Raw genomic sequence first — 6390 nt, 5'->3', positions numbered from 1 at the left:
AGCTTGGGATTTGGTCCCGCTTGAGGCCGGGGAGCTGATCCGCTCACCCGCACCTTTGGGGTACGTATAGATACATTACGGCCAACCCGCGAGGCCGTCAAAAGCACGCCACACCCCGGGCGTGTCGGGCCAAAAGACCCCTCATCCGGCGGGCTGAACGGCCCATGCTGCCACCTGCACCCACGGGCTCAATCAATCACAACTCCACCGCCGGCATCCGCTCATCGAGAGTCGCCGGTACGACCGAGCGTCGCCGTTGCAACGGCGACGCTCGGCAACTACGGCGACTCTCGGCGGTTTTCGCTCAGAAGAGAAGCAACCCGCCCACCGGAAATACAAAAGACCCGCCACATCCGGGTGGATGCAGCGGGTCTTGACGTAGCTAAAACGCGTGACTAGTCGACCAGATCGTGGCGAACCACGATCTCGTCGCGGCCGGGTCCGACGCCGATCACAGAGATCCGTGCGCCGCTCATCTTCTCGAGGGCGAGTACGTAGTCCTGGGCCGCCTGCGGAAGATCCTCGAACGACCGCGCGCCGGTGATGTCTTCAGTCCATCCCGGGAGCTCTTCATAAATTGGGGTGGCGTGGTGGAAGTCTGACTGCGAGACGGGCACCTCGTCGAAGCGCACACCGTCCACGTCGTACGCGACACAGACAGGGATGGTCTCCAGGCCGGTCAGCACATCCAGCTTGGTCAGCACGAAGTCGGTCACACCATTGATGCGCGCGGTATAGCGGGCAATCGGAGCGTCGTACCAACCGGTGCGACGCGGTCGACCCGTGGTTGTACCGAACTCGAAGCCCTTGGTGCGCAGGAATTCGCCGGAGTCATCGAAAAGCTCGGTGGGGAACGGGCCGGCACCGACGCGGGTTGTGTACGCCTTGACGACAGCGATGATGCGGTCGATGCGGTTCGGGCCGATTCCCGAACCGGTGATCGCACCACCCGAGGTGGCATTCGACGACGTGACGAACGGGTATGTGCCGTGGTCGACATCCAGCATGGTGGCCTGGCCACCCTCGAAGAGGACGACCTTGCCATCGTTGAGTGCATTGTGCAGCGTCAGTGCAGTGTCGTCGACCATCGGGCGCAGGCGCTCGGCGTAGCTGAGCAGGTCTTCGACGATCTCGTCGACGGTGATTGCCCGACGGTTGTACATCTTGACGAGCATGTTGTTCTTCTGCTCGAGGGCACCCTCGACCTTTTGCCTCAGGATGTTCTCGTCGAACAGGTCCTGAATACGGATGCCGACGCGGTTGATCTTGTCGGCGTACGTCGGGCCGATTCCACGGCCGGTCGTACCGATCTGGCGCTTACCGAGGAAGCGCTCAGTGACCTTGTCGATGGTGCGGTGGTACTGGGTGATGACGTGCGCATTGGCGCTGACCTTGAGCTTGGATACATCGACGCCGCGGGCACTGAGCGCATCAAGCTCTTCGAAGAGGACCTCAATGTCGACGACAACGCCATTGGCGATCACCGGCGTGACGCCGGGGGTCAGGATGCCGGAGGGCAGCAGGTGCAGTGCGTACTTTTCGTTTCCGACGACCACCGTGTGTCCGGCGTTGTTACCGCCGTTGAACTTCACTACGTAGTCGACGCGCGGGCCCAGAAGGTCCGTCGCTTTGCCCTTGCCTTCGTCGCCCCACTGGGCTCCGATCAGAACGATCGCTGGCATGTGTCGTGCTCCTCCTGATGAACTCGCTGGCCGGCCCCCGAAGCGGCGCCGTGCAGCGCAGAATTCACCCCATCTTACCCAAGGCTGACCTCCGGGTCTGATGGGGTGAACCGATTATGCGGCGTCGAGCTCCCATGAATGCAGCAGCTTCAGGGTCGCGGGACTGAGCGTCACAAGCGCAGGGTTGGAGCTCGTGCTCAAACCCTTCCAGATCTGATTGGACCCGCTCCCCTTGCCGTACATGCCCGGCGTGCTCGGCGTGAGGTGCTTGTAGAGGTCGAGATAGCTCGACGTTGCGCTCTTCAGGTGCCCGTCTGTTTCGAGCGTCCATACCTGGGAACCGGCGCTCACTGAGCAGTTCTTCAGCGTGGCCGGGGTCGCAGCGGTGAGGCAGAGACCCGGAAGCGCCGCATTGTGGATCGCGCCGCGGGCATCCATGATCCAACGCTGCTCTTCGACGTCGGCACACAGCTTGCTCGTTCCGGTTGCCACGACGCTGTTTGCCGAACCGACGTCGTTGACCGAGAGACAGCGACCGTTGTCGATGGTGAACGCTGTGCCCTCAGGGAGCACGGTGGTTGCGCTCTCGGTCATGCCGTTCGCGGCCAGCAGCGCCACCAGCTTCGATTTCGCCGCTGCCTCTCCCGCTGCAAGGGCGACCATGTTCTTCTTGACAAACGACTCGACTGAAGCCGCCGCCGTCTGCTGGGCCTGGATCCGAGAGACGACATCCTGTGATGACGCGCTGAGACCGCTGAGGTCGTCCTTCCAGCTGGAGAGCTGCAGAGCTGCAGAGGCGGGCAGCACGGGAACGTCAACACCGACCAACTTCTGCAGTGACGCGTCGAGCTCGGCGACCTCCACCGCACGGAGAGCGCTATAACCCTGCTCCTCCCCGATGACGACGGCAGCTGCCAGGGGCGCGAGACCGGTGGCGATGGTGATTGAGTCACCCAGCGTCGTGGTGACACCGTTCTGGCGGCAGTTGACTTCGGCACCTGTTGGCGCGGCGGCATCCTCAATGTTGATATTGAACTGCTTCACGCCGTCGGTGGCCAGCAGCGCGGTGTTCTCGGTGTGGCCGTCCTGGAAACTGACCGCGATCCAGCACTGGCGCGCCGCACTCACGTTCGCGGTATCGACGGCGGCAGCAGCCGGGGTGAAGACATTGCCATAGTTGCTGCGGAAGGCCGGGTACATCAACGTCTGCGCCGGCGCCGATGGGTTGTACCCGCCCAGCAGCGTGAAGACCGGAACGCCTACCTTGCTCGGCTTCGGCGAGCTGAACGTCGGGTTCTTCACCTTGGCATCGACGTACGACGTGGTTGCGGTGTCCCAGTCGCGGTATCCGCTCGGGTATGCGAGGTCGGGGACGACAGTCTTCAGCGAACGCTGGATGATGTCGGCGCTGTAGCCGGTGTAGTGCGTGTATTTGGAGAGCGTGCTGGTAACCCAACCACCCGCCATTGAGTCACGGTTGTAGTTGTAGGTGCCCAGGTAGTTCTGCAGGAAGGGATCAACGTTCACCGAGAATCCCCCGGGCAGGAAAGCGCTGTCGCCCGCCAGGTTGGATCGCATGCGATCGCGGTAGGCGATATAACCCCAGCCGCTCTCGCTGTGCTGGCTCGCGTTGATGACCTTGGCATCGCCGGTCAACGAATTGTCGACTCCAGGGAAGTGCCCGAGGCCGTATGAGTGCCCGAGTTCGTGGCTGAACTCGTTGCCGACGGAGTCGTAGAGGGTCGCCATACCGTTTCCGCCACTCAACCCGTGCGACACGACACCGTTGGTGTAATTGCCTGCCGAGTGGTGAATGATCCGCTCGTTGAACGTTCCTGGCTGGGACTGGTTCATGGTGGAACTCGACGTACCGAAGTTCGCCAGGTTGATACCCGTGCTCACCTGCGCCTTGCCCACGTTTTCACGCATGTCGCCGCTGTAGACGTCGCCGCTCGTTGAGCTGGCATCCGTGTAGATCGCGCCACTGGCGACAATGACCTTCTTCAGGCTCACTGTTTCGTATTTCGCAATGATCATCTTCGCCGCGGGCACTGTCTGGAAGTAGTCAGATCCAGCCTTCTCCGGCTCGTTCAGCATGTAGTGACCTGTGGATGTCGGTGCCGCCGTCAGCATTCCCAGTTCAATCGAGCTGATGATGAGCTCGGTGGGAGCAGAGAACTCGAATTTGTCTGCTGCAAGCACGCCGGTCTCACCCGTGTTGGTCGTGAATTTCAACGACAAACCGGTCTTCATGACGTCCCACGGAAGCTGCGTGGTCCATGCCTTTCGCGTATAGACGACATCGTCTCGATTGCCTGTGATGTTCATGTCTGACCGCGGGATCTGGGTCGGGTCGTCGAGCGCTATCGTGCTGGTCACCACTCCGTTGATGCTGACCTCGACAGACACTGACTTTGCAGCCTTCTCCGGCGAGAACAGCAGCAGGGCTGCGCGCTGCGTCACAAGGGTCGGCATTTTTCTGGCGCGGTTGCCAGCAGCGTCGATGGTGTGGCTCTGTGCGAATTGCACCTGCCCGCTCAGGCTTCCTGCCAGATCATCGCGCAGGGTGCGTTCCGCGCCGGTCGCTGTGGTGTCGTAGAAGCCTTTTGCTCGCAGATCGTCGAGGTCGTACGCGTCGGCGTCCGGTTCGGGGGTCGGGGTCGGCACGGGCTCTGCACTCGGGGCTGGAGCGGGAGTCGGCTCGGCACTCGGGGCCGGAGTCGGCTCAGCACTCGGGGCCGGAGTCGGCTCAGCACTCGGAGTCGGAGTCGGCGCCACAGTCGGACTCGGCGCTGGCGCCGGAACTGACACGTCTGGAGTTGAGGGCGCCGCAGTCGGCGTCGCTGTTGGCGCCGGCGTCGCTGTCGGCTTCGCTGTCGCTGTCGGCTTCGCTGTCGCTGTGGGCTTCGCTGTCGCTGTGGGCTTCGCAGACGGTGTCGCTGACGGCTTCGGAGCAGATGACGCTGACGGGCTCGGTGACGGAGTACTCGACGGAGTCGTCGGTCTCGGAGCCTGGGGCTTGGCCGAGGACGGTCGTTTGGAGTTCACCATCGGCGCCTCGTCCTGTGGCCGGTGCTTCACTCCCCCGCCAGGCAGGATGCCGGTTTTGCCTGCCTTGGGTTCGGTGACGACGGGGAGCGACGGATCATCCACTCCCTTGTCAACGAGTGGCGCGCTCTTCGGGGCAGTGACGGCGTCCGACGCGCGGGAGGACGCATCCATCAATGAGCTGTTGGCGCTGCAGGCACTGATGCCGAGAAGGAGAACGCCCGCGCCGGCGACCGAAATCCAGCGACGGGTCAGACGATGGGCACGGGTTGAGTGGCGGGGCATATTCAGTCCTCGAGGCTCGTGTTCCCGCACAGTTGCAAATGCTGGCAGGTCAGTCGGGTGCGCTGCAGCTGATGAAGACTAGTCGAAGTGCACTAGCTGGTGCGCAAGAGACAGTATGACGTCAGACGTCTAGCCGAATCAAGAGAAAACCCGGAATTGGATACCTCAGTTGTCTACTACAGGTCGGTCAACAGGCTCACCGATGCTCTGTGGAGAGCCAGCGTCAGTCGTCTCGTCGGGCGCAGCTTCAGAAACGGGAGCAGCTTCGGCGGCAGCCGGGGTCGAATCAACAGCCTCTGGCCTGATGATCGTGATGAGCTGGGTGCTGGTGTGCAGCGACTGGATTCGGGAGATCGCTGAATTGTCAGAATCGTTCAGCAGGGTGGTCAGCCTGTCGACTTCGTCGAGCTCACCGATCTCGCGCGCGGCCCGGCGGAGCGCGTAAAGGGAGCGCAGCACGCCCCTATTTGGCTCGTGGCTCCACGGGATCGGGCCGGCACCACGCCACCCGGCCTTGCGCAAGGCATCTAAACCACGGTGATAACCGACTCTGGCGTACGCATACGACTCCAGGTAGCGCCCTTCGGCGTGCGTCACGTCAGCCAATTCGGCCCAAGCCAGTGATGACGTGGGATGCAGGGCAACGACGCGAGCGATATCGCTCCTGGCCGCCGCAGCAAGCGCCGCCTGAACCTCTGGTTCAGCGGGAAGGAGCGTCTCGGGCTGGTCAAGCAGATTTTTGCCGGTCACAAAAACATCGTACTGCGGACGCCCGGGTTCCGCCCGGCGAGATCAGGCCGCGGGCTTCAGGCTTCCGCTGAGAGACTGCAGAATGATCGCGGCCACGTCGTCCCTCGAACGCTCAGGCTCGAAGACCAACCATTCAAGTCCGCCCATCAACACCGCTCCGAAGACGCTGCTCGCCATCAGCTCACTCGTCGCCCGCGTCTGTGATTCAGGGAGCGCTTCAGCAATGGCTGACGCGAATTCACCCAGTGCGTCATGGCGGAGTGCAAACAATGTCTCTTGCCAGGCTCGATCGGTTCTGAAGATTTCGGCGGCCATCAGCTTGGCCAATGCCGAATTCTCTGAAATCCGGTGCAGGAGCGTGTCGACAAGTACCGTGATCGCACCCCAGCCATGCAGGCCGGAGCGGGCCTCGCGAAGAACTTCCGCGAGGGCACCGACTCCTTCCTCAAGTAACTCCTCGAACAGCTGGTCCTTGTTCTTGAAGTTGTAGTACAAACTTCCTTTTGCCACGCCAGCGAGCTCGGCGACTTCGTCCATCGTCGTGCCGGTGATGCCTTTTGACGCGGCGATCTGAAGTGCCGCGTCAAGGATGGCCTTCTTCGTACCGGTCACCCGTGGCATGACA

At 62.4% G+C, this 6390-nt stretch carries 4 protein-coding genes; all 4 read right to left on the bottom strand.

The window, feature by feature from the left end; translation table 11 throughout:
- Window positions 1-395: 395 nt before the first annotated feature.
- On the bottom strand, window positions 396-1682 hold the full coding sequence (locus ACMT3I_RS12505; RefSeq protein ID WP_414804816.1) for an adenylosuccinate synthase: 1287 nt from the start codon (window positions 1680-1682) through the stop codon (window positions 396-398).
- A 114-nt stretch (window positions 1683-1796) separates the two neighbouring features.
- Window positions 1797-5015 (bottom strand): M66 family metalloprotease, encoded by a 3219-nt coding sequence (locus ACMT3I_RS12500; RefSeq protein WP_414804815.1) that lies wholly within the window; start codon window positions 5013-5015, stop codon window positions 1797-1799.
- Window positions 5016-5180: 165 nt separating this feature from the next.
- Window positions 5181-5765, bottom strand: a complete 585-nt coding sequence (locus tag ACMT3I_RS12495; RefSeq protein WP_414804814.1) for a DUF3151 domain-containing protein — start codon at window positions 5763-5765, stop codon at window positions 5181-5183.
- 42 nt (window positions 5766-5807) lie between these two features.
- Window positions 5808-6386: a TetR/AcrR family transcriptional regulator gene (locus ACMT3I_RS12490; protein ID WP_414804813.1), complete on the bottom strand. Its 579-nt coding sequence runs from the start codon at window positions 6384-6386 to the stop codon at window positions 5808-5810.
- Between the last annotated feature and the right edge of the window lie 4 nt (window positions 6387-6390).

Origin of the sequence: Leifsonia sp. A12D58 (genome assembly GCF_047530025.1) — a bacterium.
GTDB lineage: Bacteria > Actinomycetota > Actinomycetes > Actinomycetales > Microbacteriaceae > Cryobacterium.
This window is presented reverse-complemented; position numbering and strand designations above follow the sequence as displayed.

What these genes read in the sequence shown, in the direction of transcription:
- ACMT3I_RS12505 (WP_414804816.1), bottom strand. Translation starts at nt 1,682, where the DNA reads ATGCCAGCGATCGTTCTGATCGGAGCCCAGTGGGGCGACGAAGGCAAG.
- ACMT3I_RS12500 (WP_414804815.1), bottom strand. Translation starts at nt 5,015, where the DNA reads ATGCCCCGCCACTCAACCCGTGCCCATCGTCTGACCCGTCGCTGGATT.
- ACMT3I_RS12490 (WP_414804813.1), bottom strand. Translation starts at nt 6,386, where the DNA reads ATGCCACGGGTGACCGGTACGAAGAAGGCCATCCTTGACGCGGCACTT.